This is a genomic window from Oceanobacillus oncorhynchi (assembly GCF_000821065.1).
In the GTDB taxonomy this organism is placed as follows: Bacteria; Bacillota; Bacilli; order Bacillales; family Amphibacillaceae; genus Oceanobacillus; species Oceanobacillus oncorhynchi.
The window spans coordinates 4,043,066-4,057,053 of sequence record NZ_CDGG01000001.1 but is presented as its reverse complement, the minus strand read 5'-3'; the positions used below and the strand labels follow the sequence as shown (position 1 = coordinate 4,057,053).

General features: G+C 40.1%; 19 protein-coding genes. All 19 read left to right on the top strand.

The window, feature by feature from the left end; translation table 11 throughout:
• Positions 1 to 6 precede the first annotated feature (6 nt).
• The 19 genes from efp to ahrC all read left to right on the top strand — a co-directional run bounded on the left by efp (position 7) and on the right by ahrC (position 13,976).
• Positions 7 to 564 (top strand): elongation factor P, encoded by a 558-nt coding sequence (efp, locus tag BN997_RS19400; protein WP_042534720.1) that lies wholly within the window; start codon positions 7 to 9, stop codon positions 562 to 564.
• A 228-nt stretch (positions 565 to 792) separates the two neighbouring features.
• Entirely contained in the window at positions 793 to 1,746 is a 954-nt protein-coding gene (spoIIIAA, locus tag BN997_RS19395; protein ID WP_042534718.1) for a stage III sporulation protein AA, read from the top strand.
• The gene (gene spoIIIAB, locus BN997_RS19390) at positions 1,715 to 2,227 is read left to right on the top strand and encodes a stage III sporulation protein SpoIIIAB (protein ID WP_042534717.1); all 513 of its coding nucleotides are present in this window, start codon (positions 1,715 to 1,717) and stop codon (positions 2,225 to 2,227) included. The genes spoIIIAA and spoIIIAB overlap by 32 nt, the downstream gene beginning before the upstream one ends.
• Positions 2,228 to 2,260: 33 nt before the next feature.
• A complete protein-coding gene (gene spoIIIAC, locus BN997_RS19385) occupies positions 2,261 to 2,461 on the top strand; it encodes a stage III sporulation protein AC (RefSeq protein WP_042534715.1) in 201 nt (66 codons plus the stop codon).
• Between the two features lie 11 nt (positions 2,462 to 2,472).
• Complete coding sequence (spoIIIAD, locus tag BN997_RS19380; RefSeq protein ID WP_042534713.1) at positions 2,473 to 2,865, top strand: stage III sporulation protein AD; 393 nt, start codon at positions 2,473 to 2,475, stop codon at positions 2,863 to 2,865.
• 79 nt (positions 2,866 to 2,944) lie between these two features.
• Positions 2,945 to 4,114: a stage III sporulation protein AE gene (gene spoIIIAE / locus BN997_RS19375; RefSeq protein ID WP_042536313.1), complete on the top strand. Its 1,170-nt coding sequence runs from the start codon at positions 2,945 to 2,947 to the stop codon at positions 4,112 to 4,114.
• Positions 4,115 to 4,120: 6 nt separating this feature from the next.
• Positions 4,121 to 4,747: a stage III sporulation protein AF gene (gene spoIIIAF / locus BN997_RS19370; protein ID WP_226895092.1), complete on the top strand. Its 627-nt coding sequence runs from the start codon at positions 4,121 to 4,123 to the stop codon at positions 4,745 to 4,747.
• On the top strand, positions 4,744 to 5,382 hold the full coding sequence (gene spoIIIAG / locus BN997_RS19365) for a stage III sporulation protein AG (RefSeq protein WP_042534710.1): 639 nt from the start codon (positions 4,744 to 4,746) through the stop codon (positions 5,380 to 5,382). The genes spoIIIAF and spoIIIAG overlap by 4 nt, the downstream gene beginning before the upstream one ends.
• Positions 5,383 to 5,395: 13 nt before the next feature.
• The gene (locus tag BN997_RS19360) at positions 5,396 to 6,067 is read left to right on the top strand and encodes a SpoIIIAH-like family protein (RefSeq protein ID WP_084612991.1); all 672 of its coding nucleotides are present in this window, start codon (positions 5,396 to 5,398) and stop codon (positions 6,065 to 6,067) included.
• Positions 6,068 to 6,306: 239 nt separating this feature from the next.
• Positions 6,307 to 6,798 carry an acetyl-CoA carboxylase biotin carboxyl carrier protein gene (gene accB / locus BN997_RS19355; protein WP_042534709.1) on the top strand — a complete coding sequence of 164 codons (492 nt, stop codon included), beginning with the start codon at positions 6,307 to 6,309 and terminating at the stop codon, positions 6,796 to 6,798.
• A 13-nt stretch (positions 6,799 to 6,811) separates the two neighbouring features.
• Complete coding sequence (gene accC / locus BN997_RS19350) at positions 6,812 to 8,185, top strand: acetyl-CoA carboxylase biotin carboxylase subunit (protein WP_042534708.1); 1,374 nt, start codon at positions 6,812 to 6,814, stop codon at positions 8,183 to 8,185.
• Positions 8,186 to 8,197: 12 nt separating this feature from the next.
• On the top strand, positions 8,198 to 8,581 hold the full coding sequence (locus BN997_RS19345) for an Asp23/Gls24 family envelope stress response protein (protein ID WP_042534706.1): 384 nt from the start codon (positions 8,198 to 8,200) through the stop codon (positions 8,579 to 8,581).
• A 305-nt stretch (positions 8,582 to 8,886) separates the two neighbouring features.
• The gene (gene nusB, locus BN997_RS19340; RefSeq protein WP_042534704.1) at positions 8,887 to 9,267 is read left to right on the top strand and encodes a transcription antitermination factor NusB; all 381 of its coding nucleotides are present in this window, start codon (positions 8,887 to 8,889) and stop codon (positions 9,265 to 9,267) included.
• A 14-nt stretch (positions 9,268 to 9,281) separates the two neighbouring features.
• Positions 9,282 to 10,136, top strand: a complete 855-nt coding sequence (folD, locus tag BN997_RS19335; protein WP_042534702.1) for a bifunctional methylenetetrahydrofolate dehydrogenase/methenyltetrahydrofolate cyclohydrolase FolD — start codon at positions 9,282 to 9,284, stop codon at positions 10,134 to 10,136.
• Positions 10,133 to 11,503, top strand: a complete 1,371-nt coding sequence (gene xseA / locus BN997_RS19330; protein ID WP_042534700.1) for an exodeoxyribonuclease VII large subunit — start codon at positions 10,133 to 10,135, stop codon at positions 11,501 to 11,503. The genes folD and xseA overlap by 4 nt, the downstream gene beginning before the upstream one ends.
• Positions 11,481 to 11,723: an exodeoxyribonuclease VII small subunit gene (locus BN997_RS19325; RefSeq protein ID WP_042534698.1), complete on the top strand. Its 243-nt coding sequence runs from the start codon at positions 11,481 to 11,483 to the stop codon at positions 11,721 to 11,723. Before xseA ends, BN997_RS19325 begins: the two co-directional genes overlap by 23 nt.
• Position 11,724: 1 nt before the next feature.
• A complete protein-coding gene (locus BN997_RS19320) occupies positions 11,725 to 12,612 on the top strand; it encodes a polyprenyl synthetase family protein (protein ID WP_042534696.1) in 888 nt (295 codons plus the stop codon).
• A 42-nt stretch (positions 12,613 to 12,654) separates the two neighbouring features.
• Positions 12,655 to 13,464 (top strand): TlyA family RNA methyltransferase, encoded by an 810-nt coding sequence (locus tag BN997_RS19315; RefSeq protein ID WP_042534693.1) that lies wholly within the window; start codon positions 12,655 to 12,657, stop codon positions 13,462 to 13,464.
• Between the two features lie 62 nt (positions 13,465 to 13,526).
• Positions 13,527 to 13,976 (top strand): transcriptional regulator AhrC/ArgR, encoded by a 450-nt coding sequence (gene ahrC / locus BN997_RS19310; RefSeq protein WP_040985350.1) that lies wholly within the window; start codon positions 13,527 to 13,529, stop codon positions 13,974 to 13,976.
• Positions 13,977 to 13,988: the final 12 nt, after the last annotated feature.

The window sequence follows — 13,988 nt, the reverse complement described above, 5'->3', positions numbered from 1 at the left end:
AAAAATATGATTTCAGTAAATGATTTTAAAACAGGTTTAACTATTGAAGTAGACAATGATATTTGGCAGGTTATTGAATTCCAGCACGTAAAACCAGGAAAGGGAGCGGCGTTTGTACGTTCAAAACTCCGTAATTTACGTAATGGAAATATTCAAGAAAAAACGTTCCGCGGCGGCGAAAAGGTAGAAAAGGCGCATATTGAAAATAACAAAATGCAGTATTTATATGCTTCTGGCGATGCGCATGCATTTATGGATACAGCGTCATATGAACAAATTGAAATTCCAGAAAGTCAAATTAAAGATCAATTGAAATTTATTAAAGAAAACATGGAAGTTTCTGTGGTCACCTATCAGGGTGAAATTATCGGAGTAGATCTTCCAAATAACGTAGAGCTTACGGTAACAGAAACAGAGCCTGGAATTAAAGGGGACACAGCGAGCGGAGGTTCCAAACCGGCTACGTTAGAAACCGGACATATTGTACAAGTTCCTTTCTTTGTTAACGAAGGAGATGTGCTCGTTATTAATACTGCGGATGGGAAATATGTTTCCAGAGCATAATTTAATAAACACAAGCAGTTTGCTGAATCTTCGGCAGACTGCTTGTTTTTTTATGTAAAAAAATAAATGACGGGCTTCAGCTATTTTTTGAAATCCCTTTGTTATCACTCCTCTCTCTTTCAAACCTTTCAATAAAGAAAAAGCTCTCAGGGCATAATTTCATTTTAAAAACATATATCTCTAAGTAAAACAAGCTGATTTTGTATTTTCAAAAAGCGGGGTTTTAGAATGAATGAGATTTTACGACTTTTTCCGCCATCTTTTCAGGACCGGATAGACGGTCTTATAGGTCATCGCTGGTCACAGCTTCAAGAAATTCGAGTACGTATTCATCAAAAAATAGAATTTATTTTCGACTCAGCTGTTTGCTGGCTGGACGAGCCGTTGCCACATAAGAAAGAAGCTGTTTTTATTCTGAACCAGCTGAGTGAATATTCGCTGTATCGGCTGGAAGAAGAGCTGCGTAATGGGTTTATAACCATTGAGGGCGGCCATCGTGTCGGTATTGCAGGAGGTATTATAACAGCGGATCAAAAAGTAAAAGCGATTCAGCCTGTTTCATTTTTTAATATTCGTATTGCCAAGCAAAAAAAAGGCTGTGCAGATATGCTGATGCCTTATATCTATGATGGGATATACCATCACACTATGATTCTTGGAGCACCGCAATCTGGAAAAACAACGGTAATACGCGATATCTGCAGGCAAATAGCCAGTCAATCTGCTACGGGCCGCTCTAAAAAAGTAACCATCGTGGACGAGCGTTCCGAAATAGCAGCATCCATCCGCGGTGTTCCGCAGCATGATATAGGGATGAGAACGGATGTGTTAGATGCCTGTCCGAAAGCAGAAGGGATGATGATGGCGATTCGTACGTTATCTCCCGATATTCTGATTGTCGATGAGATTGGCACAGAAAAGGATGTGGAGGCGATTATCGAAGCATCCCAGGCAGGTGTGAAGGTTATTTGTACAGTGCATGCAGGAGATATGGCTGATTTATACCGCCGCCCTATTATGCAAAAAATAGTTCAGGAATTAATTTTTGAGCGTTACCTGCTGTTAGGGCAGGGAAAAAAAATCGGAAAGCTAGCTTGTGCCTTTGACAAAGACGGGAATCCGATCAGTTTTAAGCAAAGAGGTGGTGAAGGTGAAGTGGATTGGCGTGCTGCTTTTAATTAGTATGTCTACAGTACTTGGCTGGGAATGGGGAAGATCATTAAAACAGCGGCCCAAGCATATTCAATTATTATTGCAGTCGCTTCAGATTTTAGAGGCGGAAATGGTATACAGCCAGGTCCCATTACAAGAAGCATTTCAACTAATCAGTAAGAAACTGCAGGGTCCGACTGCTTTATTTTATCAGGAGCTGGCTGAGGAGCTGGAAAATAAAGAAAAAGATTTTGATGAGATATGGGAAGAATGTGCGCAAAGGTTAATTGGACAATCTGCGTTGCAAAAAAGCGATCTGGAGATATTGCTTCAGTTTGGCAGAACACTGGGACAGCATGATATTGAGCAGCAGAAAAAACATATAAAATTAACCAATCTCTATTTAGAAGAGCAGTGGAAAAATGCCACAGAACGTTTTCAAACGTATGGAAAGCTGTCAAACGTGCTGGGACTTCTGTGCGGTATCTTTCTGGCACTATTGTTTATGTAATGAAATGAGTGGCATCAGGGAAGGAGCAAGTACATGTTTGTGGATGCATTGATACTATTTCAGATTGCTGGTATAGGCATAATTGTAGCGCTTATCCATACGATTTTAAAACAGATGGGCAAGGAAGAAATTGCCCAATTTGCTACGTTGATCGGCTTTATACTTGTTCTGCTCATCGTGGTGAACGGACTCTCAGATTTATTTCAGCAAATCAGATCTGTATTTCTATTTTAAGGAGATTGGATATGGATATTCTCCAGATTACGATTTTAGGTGTACTCGCAAGTATATTATATATCCTGGTAAAAGAGGTACAGCCTTCGCTTGCTTTTTTAATTATTCTTATTACGGGTATTGTTATCTTTTTCTCCATCATTCAGCAAGTCCAATTAATATTTGAAACCATTCGGAAGCTGGGCGACCAGGCGAATGTGCAAGGACTTTATTTAACAACGATTTTAAAAATTATCGGTATTTCTTATATTGCTGAAATCGGAGCTCATCTGACGAAGGACGCCGGTCTGAATTCTGTATCCAAATACATTGAATTAGCAGGAAAAATATTTATTTTACTGCTTGCTGTTCCAATTATTACTGCGGTAATCGAAGCGATTATCGGTTTTATCCCTAATGTTTGATTGGCGAAAGAAAATGAAGCCGGGAAAGGGAGTATCCAGATTGTCTAAAAGACCTGTCAACTTACTCCGAATACTATGTATGCTATTTATCGCTCTTGTTATTAGCCAAGGAAATTCAGCAGTTGTCCAAGCTGAGGATGCTCCAATGACCGAAGAGGAGGAGGAAACCCTTCAAAACTCTTTATTAGATGAGATTTCACTGGATGAAATTCAATCCTATTGGGACCAGCTGATCATGGAGTACGGAGATAACTTACCTGATTTACAAAAAATCAGTATCTATGAATGGATTAAAAATGGAAACAGCTTCTCCATTCAAGATATTCTGATGCATTTTTTGCGCTACCTCCTCCATGAGCTGATTATCAACGGAAAACTTTTAGGGACTCTTTTAATGCTGACCTTATTTGCTGTTGTGCTCCAGTCGATTCAATCTGCATTTGAGCAGACAACCGTCAGCAAGGTTGCTTATTTTGTGGTTTTTTTAGTCCTGTTGTTTATCGTACTGAATAGTTTTTATCTGGCAACTTCATATACAAAAGATGCGATTGATACGATGCAAAGCTTTATGATTGCACTGCTGCCTCTGGTATTGGGAATGATGGCGAGCTTTGGCAATGTGATTTCTGTTTCTTTCTTTCACCCGATTATTATATTCTTTATTCATTTTAGCGGTGTATTTATTTCAGCCTTTGTTTTACCTTTATTATTTCTTTCCGCCATGCTGATTATTATCAGCAGTTTAAATAGTCATTTTAAAGTAACGCATTTGGCCAATCTCTTTAGAAACGTTGCTGTAGGCAGTCTGGGAATTTTTTTAACTATTTTCCTGGGGGTTATTTCTGTTCAGGGGACTGCGACAGCAATCCAAGACGGAGTAGCAATGAAAACAGCTAAATTTGTAACAGGAAATTTTATACCGGTATTAGGACGGACATTTACCGATGCTGCGGATACCATTCTTAGTGCCTCCCTCATTTTAAAAAATGCTGTCGGCATGATTGGCCTGTTTATTATTTTGTTTATTGTCGCTTTCCCGGCTTTGAAAGTGGGAGTCATTGCAATAATTTATAAACTGGCGGCAGCAATATTACAGCCGATTGGCGGGGGCCCGATCGTGCAATGCTTAAATACAGTAAGCACGTATATTTTATTTATCTTAGCCTGTTTGCTGGCAGTCTCCCTGATGTTCTTTCTTGGGATTGTCATCATTGTCGCAGCAAGTAATTTAACCGTCTTACTAAGATAGGGGTTGATGAGAATCGAAATATTTACAGACTGGGTGACACAGATTATTTTATTTATCATTCTGGCCTCCGTAATCGATTTGCTTGTGCCGGCAAATCATCTGCAAAAATATGTGCGGCTGGCGATTAGTTTAATCTTGATTTTGATTCTGCTTCAACCTGTTTTTTATTTGTTTAATACGGATATAAATACTGCTATATCAAGCTCAATGAACAAAATAGAAAGTCAGTTTCAAGGACAGCCTTCGATAGAAAATCAAATAGATTTAGAAAAAAAAGAAATAGAAAGTGGACAAGATGCATATATTTTAGAACAAATGGCTATTGAATTGGAAAAAATAGCGGCAGAACCATTAAAAGAGGAATTTAACGCAGAGATTGCCTCTATTGATTTCCAATTTTCTGTAATGGACTCCGTATCCTACGAGGAGCTGACAGAGGTCATTGTTTATATAACAGAATCAGAACCAGGGGAAGGAGCGATGAACACGGTTGAAGATGTGGTTATTGAATGGGGCAATGAGGAGGAAACGCATTCGGAAGAGCCATTACAAGAGATGGAGGCCAGTTTAAAAGAAATTTGGGAAATTGAGGATAAAGAAATAACGGTCTATTGGGAAGGAGAGGGATTTTGAAAAATAAACTGACTCACTTTTTAAAACAGACCACGGATAGCGAACAAGCTTCGGGGAAAGAAAAAAAGCAGCCGTCTAAAAAAATAGGATTTATTGTTATTTTAGGACTGGTGGGAATTTTATTTATGATTATCAGTAATGTATTAAAACCGGAAGAGGAGGTTCAGCCCGTGCCTTATGACGATTCACAGCTGGAAATTTCGGAAGAAGCGGCTTCAGAATCGGCAGGTGGTGAAGTAGAAGACCTGGAGAATGAGTTAGGCGAACAATTATCCAGCATGCTGAATCAGATGGATGGTGTTTCAGAAACAGAAGTAATGATCAATTTAGAAGCAACAAGTGAGCAGGTCTATGAAAAAAATAGAACAACAGGTAAACAGACGACAGACGAAACGGATCGTAACGGAGGTTCTAGAGTGGTTGAGGATCAGACGGATGATCATCAGGTCGTGCTTTATCGTCAGGGCGATCAGGAAACACCTTTATTGGTACAAACCAAACAGCCGGAAGTACGGGGCGTATTTATTGTAGCACAAGGCATGGAAAGTCAATCGATGAAAAGTCAAGTCATTGAAGCAGTATCCAGAGTATTAGATGTCCCTTCACATAAAATCTCAGTGATGCCTAAAAATTAAGGAGGTAGAATGTATGTTAAAAAAACAAACAGTATGGTTACTCACGATGTTAAGCTTGATGGTTGTTTTAAGTGTCTATTATATCTTTTCAGCAAATGGGAATGATTTAGCTTTTGTGGACGATGGGCAGGACGCAGCTTCAGAGGATGTGGTTCCTGCAACCCAATCTGAGGAAGGAATTGAAGTGGATAATATAGAAAATGTAGACAGCGATGAATTGTTTACAACCATCCGTATGGAAATCCAGGATGAACGCAGCCGGAAGAAAAGCCAGTTAACGGATGTAGTGGCTTCTGCTAATGCATCAGCTACTGAAAAAGATGAAGCATTGCAAGAAATAGATGGCTTAGAGGAATTAGAAACGAAAGAATTGATTCTTCAGGAGCAGCTGCTGGCTTCTACGGAATATGAGGATGTACTTGTCCGTTCCAATAATGGAAAAGTTCATATCCATGTAAAAACCGAAGAATTGCCTGTAACAGAAGCAGCGAATATCATGCAAATGGCCCGTGATGAATTTGGAGAAGATGTCAAAGCAGAAGTTAATTTCCAGCCAACTGCTGAAACGACAGACATGGAAGATACAACGGAAACAGAAGAAGCAGCCGAAACAGAAGAGACAGAAGAAACGGGAGAAGTCCAAGAAGGAGAAGAATCAGAAGACACAACCGAAACGGAAGAGTAAAACAACAAGCCAGCAGCCCGCCTTGGGCTGCTGGCTTTACAAATGTAAAAAACAAGTTTATCCCAACATTAACAGGCATTAACTGTTATAATAATAAAAACAGCTTTTCATCCAGTTAATACAGATTTGATTACGGTAGACTTGATGTTTTTGTTCATTCTATCGTAATATATTAGAAGGTAATGAAACAGCCAGCATGAAATTATAAAAAGATAACAATCGAAATGAGGAGTGCCAATATGTTACAAGTAGATGAAATTAGAGAAATTATTCAAATGGTCGATAAATCATCATTAACCGAATTTTCTTATGAGGCGAACGGTGCAGTCATAGCTATGAAAAAAAATACAGGGTCTGTTACTACTACCGTTCAATCACAGTCTCAAGCCGCAGCAGAACCTCAAGCTCCGGCAGTTCAAGAACCAGAGCCTGAAGTAAACACACAGCCAAATATAAAAGCAGAGGAAATGCCGCAGGCTTCAGCGGATTATGATTATGAGATTGTTTCCCCGATGGTCGGGACATTTTATACTTCTTCTTCTCCAGACAGCGATCCTTTTGTGACAAAAGGAAGCACAGTAGATACAAATACAGTCGTATGTATTGTGGAAGCGATGAAATTATTTAATGAGATTGAAGCGGAAACCAATGGAGAGATTGTGGAAGTTTTAGCTGAAAATGGCGAGCTTGTAGAATATGGTCAGCCATTATTTAGAGTAAAGAAGAAGTAAGGGGATGGAATAATTGATTAAAAAGCTATTAGTTGCCAATCGTGGAGAAATAGCTGTCCGAATTATCCGTGCCTGCAAGGAGATGGGCATAGAGACAGTTGCAATATATTCTGAAGCGGATGAAGAGTCATTACATGTGGAGCTGGCGGATGAAGCATATTGCGTTGGACCAAAACTGAGTAAAGACAGTTATTTAAACATAACTAATATTATGAGTGTTGCATTGTCGACAGAGGCTGATGCGATACACCCGGGGTATGGATTTTTAGCAGAGAATGCTGACTTTGCAGAGATTTGCAGAGCATGCAATGTAATCTTCGTCGGTCCGACACCAGAAGCCATTCAAAAAATGGGAATTAAGGATGTCGCCAAGGAAACAATGAAATCTGCTGATGTACCGGTTGTACCTGGTTCAGAAGGAATTGTTGAAGGGGTAGAGCATGCAAAAGAAATTGCTTTGGAAATAGGCTATCCTGTTATCATTAAAGCAACTGCCGGGGGCGGCGGAAAAGGAATCCGCGTGGCCCGCTCCGAAGAAGAGCTAATAAAAGGAATGGAATTAACACAAAAGGAAGCGGAAACCGCCTTTGGAAATCCAGGTGTCTATATTGAAAAATATATCGAAGACTTTAGACATGTAGAAATTCAAATACTGGCTGATACGCATGGAAATGTTGTTCATCTTGGAGAAAGAGATTGCTCCATCCAGCGCCGTCTGCAGAAATTAGTGGAGGAATCACCTTCCCCTGCAATCAATGAAACACTGAGAGAACGGATGGGAGATGCTTCTGTAAAAGCTGCTCAAGCCGTGGATTATGTCGGTGCAGGAACGATTGAATACATTTTTGACAGACAATCGGAAGCATTTTACTTTATGGAGATGAATACCCGTATTCAAGTAGAGCATCCTGTAACAGAAATGGTTACCGGAGTGGATCTGATTAAAGAACAAATTCGAATTGCAGACGGTCAGGAGCTTGCGTTTACCCAAGAAGATATTACATTTGAGGGACATGCAATCGAATGCCGTATTAATGCGGAAAATCCATATAAGAATTTTATGCCTTCCGCAGGGGAGATTGAAATGTATCTGCCGCCTGGTGGACTTGGAGTTCGTGTGGACTCCGGCGCCTACAGCGGATATAGAATTCCACCATATTACGATTCCATGATCGCGAAGCTTATCGTTTATGCTTCCACCAGAAATGAAGCCGTAGAACGTATGAAGCGTGCTTTGGAAGAGTTTGTTGTTGAAGGAGTGCATACAACCATTCCATTCCAATATCAAATCATGAGCCATCCTGTGTTTAAAGAGGGAGACTTCAATACGAATTTCTTAACTGAATATCCAATCATCGAAGAAAAGGAAGATGAGGATAGCAAATAAGGAGTGAAGGCAATGAGTGATCAACTATTATTAGAGATACTTGAAGATGATAGCTTAGGCAGTGTACAGATTGTACCGGAAGTCCTTGAAGTTATCGCAGGACTTGCTGCAACGGAAGTAGATGGGGTAAAATCAATGCACGGCAGCTTTGCAACGGGTGTTGCGGAGAAATTTGGCAAAAAATCCCACGGTAAAGGGGTCCGCGTAGAATTAACGGATAATGGTGCTATTATTGATATTTATGTAATCCTTAAATTTGGAAAATCGATTCCAAAGGTTGCTGCCAAGCTGCAGACGAATATTAAGCATAATATTCAAACCATGACTTCTATCCAGGTGGAAGAAGTTAATGTTCATGTAGCAGGTATTCAAATGGATAATCAGGAAATTGTATAAATACAAGTACAATAAATGTTCAAATGAGAAGCGGAAAGATTTAGTTATTTTTTGAACATACCTTATGACTCATGCCTCAAAAAATAAAAATAAAGACAGATGTATGAATATACGTTTTAAAACAAAGAGAAGCACAGGCAAATGACCTGTGTTTTTCTTTTTGATAAATTGGCAAAAAAGGCTTCAGCTTTGTAAATTCTTTTTTATTTTTCTTAAAAAAGCGGGCATACGGTATCCTAGCCAAAAATAAGGGAAACGTGTTATGATTTTAACAGTAAATGAAAGAATGTAGAAGGAGACGTGTGATGAATCGACATAAAGCTAGAGAAAAAGCGTTTCAGACGCTTTTTCAGTTAGATATGAATGAAGATGAGGTAAGTTTAGCAATGGAATCATTGAAGGAAGAAGAGCGGAAAGACGTATTTCTGTCTATGTTGATTGAAGGCGTAATTACGTATAAAGAAACAATTGATTTAAAAATATCGGAGAACCTGGAAAAATGGTCGCTCGAGCGAGTTGCATCTGTAGAACGCACTATTTTAAGACTTGCTGTTTATGAATTATTATACATGGAGGATATCCCCCAAAATGTAACTATCAATGAAGCGGTAGAGCTGGCGCATACATTTGGAGATGAACAATCCGGTAAATTCATTAATGGTGTCTTATCAAAGGTTATTTCATAAGGAGGGAATTGATCATGACTGCAGAGTTATTAAACGGAAGAGAGCTGTCAGATGAGTTAAAAGAAGAAATGAAACATGAAGTAGAGATTTTAAAGCAACAGAATATCCACCCGCATTTAACGGTTATTCTGGTAGGAGATAATCCTGCGTCTAAATCTTATGTGAAAGGGAAAGAAAAAGCATGTGATTTCACGGGGATCTCGTCCAACTTAATTGAGCTGCCGGAATCGGTTTCCGAGCAGGAGCTGTTACAAGTGATTGAAGGGCAGAATAATGATAAGGATGTACATGGTATTCTTGTTCAATTGCCATTGCCTGATCATATTGACGAACAAAAGGTCATCCACGCTATTTCTCCTTTAAAAGACGTAGATGGTTTTCACCCGGTCAACATTGGAAAGCTTGTAAATGGAGAAGAAACCTTTTTGCCTTGTACTCCTTATGGGATTCTGACGATGCTTGAATCTAAAAATATTGAAATAGAAGGGAAGCGCGCTGTGATTATCGGACGCAGCAATATTGTCGGAAAACCGATGGGATTATTGCTGTTAGAGAGAAATGCGACAGTTACATATTGTCATTCCCGTACGCAGAACCTTCGTGAACTTGCGTTGGAAGCAGATATTTTAGTAGTTGCCATGGGCAGAGAGCATGCTGTTGACGGAAGCTATGTGAAAGAAGGAGCAGTAGTTATCGATGTTGGTATTAACCGCATGGACAATGGCAAGCTGACTGGTGACGTGGAATTTGAAAGTGCGAAGGAAAAAGCATCTTATATTACACCAGTTCCCCGCGGTGTCGGTCCGATGACGATTACAATGCTTTTAAAAAATACCATCAAGGCTGCTAAAGGACTGTCTGAAAAGTGAAAGATAATTATCTGACGGTTACTGCACTAACCAGGTATGTGAAGCGTAAGATAGATACAGACCCCCATCTGCGACAGGTTTGGCTGCGAGGGGAAATATCTAACTTTAAACACCATAGCCGCGGACACATGTATATGACCATTAAGGATGATAATGCCCGTATCCAGGCAGTGATGTTCTCTTCGAATAACAGCAGGCTTGTTTTTCGTCCGGAAAATGGCATGAGTGTGCTTATTCGGGGAGAGGTAAGTGTCTATGAAGCAAGCGGGCAATATCAGCTTTATATCCGTGACATGGAGCCAGACGGCATCGGGGCGTTGTATCAGGCTTTTGAGCAATTGAAAGAAAAATTGCAAACAGAAGGCTTATTTCTTGATGACCAGAAAAAAAAGATTCCTGCTTACCCGAATCATGTCGGCGTCATTACATCTCCAACCGGGGCAGCTGTCCGTGATATTGTGACAACGATTGAAAGAAGAGCACCTTCTGTGAAGATTACAGTGCTGCCGGTATCTGTGCAGGGTCCGCAGGCGACCAGTTCCATTGTGAAAAAGATTCAATATGCGAATGCTTTTCCAGAGGAGTATGACGTTTTGATTGTCGGCCGCGGTGGCGGGTCGATTGAGGAGTTGTGGAGCTTTAACGAAGAAGCAGTGGCACGAGCGATTTATGCATCGGAGATTCCTGTTATTTCTGCTGTGGGGCATGAAACAGATACAACAATTGCTGATTTTGTATCTGATTTACGTGCGCCGACGCCGACAGGAGCAGCTGAGTTAGCTGTCCCTTCGCAAAAGGAACAGCTTGATAAAGTATCGTATTTAGCGCAGCGTCTGTCACAGGTGATGCGTACAGATATACAAATGCATCGTAAACGATTGGAATCATTAAGCCAAACCTATGCATTTAAATACCCGAAACAGCTGATTGCCCAAAAAGAACAAGAACTGGATTCGATGCTGGATTCATTAAACAAGTCGTTAAAAGCAAGAATGGAACAGAAGCAGCTTCGTTACACGCATCTTAAACAGAGGCTGGATACACAGCATCCGGAGCAGGAAATAAAAACAGCAGCAGATAAAAATAGTAAATTGCTGGCGGAGTTAAACCGATCCATGAAACAGCTGTTTGCAAAATCAGAAAGCGACTTACAGACTTCTATCAACAAATTAACACTGGTTAACCCGCTTGCTGTTATGGCACGAGGTTATGGGATCAGCTATAGTCAAGATGGTGATGTGATTAAATCCATCAAGGATGTGAACGAAGGAGATCCAATCGATGTACGGCTGCAGGACGGATATCTGCATGCAAACGTACAAAAGATAAAGGAGGTAGATCAGAGTGGCGGAAGAAAAGAAATATGATGAATTAACCTTTGAGCAAGCGATGGAAAAGCTCGAAGTTATTGTCAATAAACTGGAGGAAGGCGATGTTCCTCTTGAAAAAGCGATTGAGTATTATCATGATGGGATGAAGCTCTCTAAGCTATGCAATAAAAAATTAACCAATGTACAGGAAAAAATGGTTCATATTTTAAATGAGCAGGGTGAACTGGAGCCGTTTGAAGTAGAGGAGGACAAATAAGATGGCGCATAAACGATTACAGGCATATTTAACGTATTATCAGGAGGAGCTCGAAAAAGCGTATACAAGCTGTTTTAACAAGCTGGAAATACCGGGTAATTTAAAACAGTCCATGCTTTATTCCTTAGATGCCGGAGGAAAGAGATTGCGTCCTATTTTATTATTTGCCAGCTATGAAGCATACGGCCAGGATGTTCAAAAAGCGATGTCATCGGCGATTGCTCTTGAGATGATACATACCTATTCACTCATTCATGATGATTTGCCGGCCATGGATGATGATGATTACCGGCGCGGTATGTTAACGAATCATAAAAAATTTGATGAAGCTACAGCCATTCTTGCGGGCGATGCCTTGTTGACCTACAGCTTTGAATTAATTCTAAATGATCCATTGCTTACTGCAGATGAAAAGGTGACGCTCACCAGAGAATTAACTGCCTGCAGCGGTCCGAAAGGGATGGTCGGCGGACAGATTCTTGATATGGAAGCAGAGAAACAATCTGTTTCGTTAGAAGCCATGGAAGAAATTCATGCCTTGAAAACAGGAGAACTGATTCGTTTCGCTATTTTTGCAGGAGCGTATTTAGCAAATGCAACAGAAGAGCAGGTACGTTATTTAGAGAAATATGCTTATTATTTAGGGCTTATTTTTCAGGTGCAGGATGATATCCTGGATGTTTCCGGCGAGGAAGAAAAGCTGGGAAAACGGGTAGGCAGCGATGAATTAAACGAAAAAAGCACGTACCCTAAATTATTAGGCCTGGAAGGTGCAATTGCGCAAAAAGAAAAATACGTTCAACAAGCATATGAGAACTTGAAATTAGCCGGCGCAGAAGATTCTCTTTTAAAAGCGTTGACGGATTACTTTAGTGAAAGAGACCACTAAAAGCGTGTGTTGACACATTATATTATGTAAAGGAAACGGGTTATGAAAAAAAAGAAAAAAATTGCTGAGCTATTAGTAGAAAGAGAATTGGCGGAAGATATGGAAAAAGCGAAACGTGCGGTGATGGCGGGACTGGTTTATTCAGGAGAAGAGCGTGTGGATAAGCCGGGAAGCCTTGTTCCTGTCAATAAGCCGCTCCGAATCAAAGATAAACGTTTAAAATATGTAGGCCGCGGCGGCTATAAGCTTGAAAAAGCTCTTCAATTATTTTCAGTGTCTATTTCAGATAAAATTTTTATGGACATCGGCTCGTCGACAGGTGGTTTTACAGATTGTGCTTTAAAAAATGGCGCTAAAAAATGCTATGCCATTGATGTCGGCTATAATCAATTAGATTGGAAGCTCCGGAACGACCCTCGTGTGATTGAGATGGAACGGACAAACTTCAGACATGTTACACCAGAGACGCTCGAGTATGGTTTGCCTGAAGTTGCTTCTATTGATGTTTCTTTTATTTCGCTGAAGCATATATTCCCTGTTCTGGCGACATTACTGCATGAAAAGAATGATGTTATTGCGTTAATAAAGCCGCAATTTGAGGCTTTAAGAGACCAGGTTGGTGAAAAAGGGATTGTCAGAGATCCGGCAATTCATCTGGAGGTTCTCGAAAAAGTGGTAAATTATGCAGCGATGGCTTCATTTACTTTAGTAGATATAACATACTCTCCTATTAAAGGAACAGAAGGCAATATTGAATTTCTGGCACATTTCAAATGGAGAAATGAAGAAACGCCAAAAGAAATCGGATTAGAAGAAGTTGTCAGGGAAGCACAGCAGGCATTGACTCAATAATTCTGGAACACATGACATATCACATTATAAGAAGATGTATGCACTATAAGGAGGGTTTATACGTGAGTAAAATACAACGCCATATTAAAATTCGTGAACTGATCACAGAAAACATTATTGAAACACAAGATGAGCTTGTCGATTCATTAAAAAATCTTGGCTATAACGTCACACAGGCTACCGTATCACGGGATATTAAAGAACTGCAATTGGTAAAGGTACCGACGAATACAGGTCAATATAAGTATAGCCTGCCTGCAGATCAGCGTTTTAATCCGCTGCAAAAACTGCAGCGGTTGATTGTGGATACGTTTGTCAAAATAGAGAATGCAAGTCATTTTATTATTTTAAAAACACTCCCTGGAAATGCCCACGCAGTCGGCGTCTTGATCGACAATTTGGATTGGGAAGAAATCATGGGAACCATCTGCGGGGACGATACTTGTTTAATTATATGCAGGACACCTGAACATGCGGAGGATATCAAAAATCGATTAATTGGAATGCTTTAAAATTATTTAGTC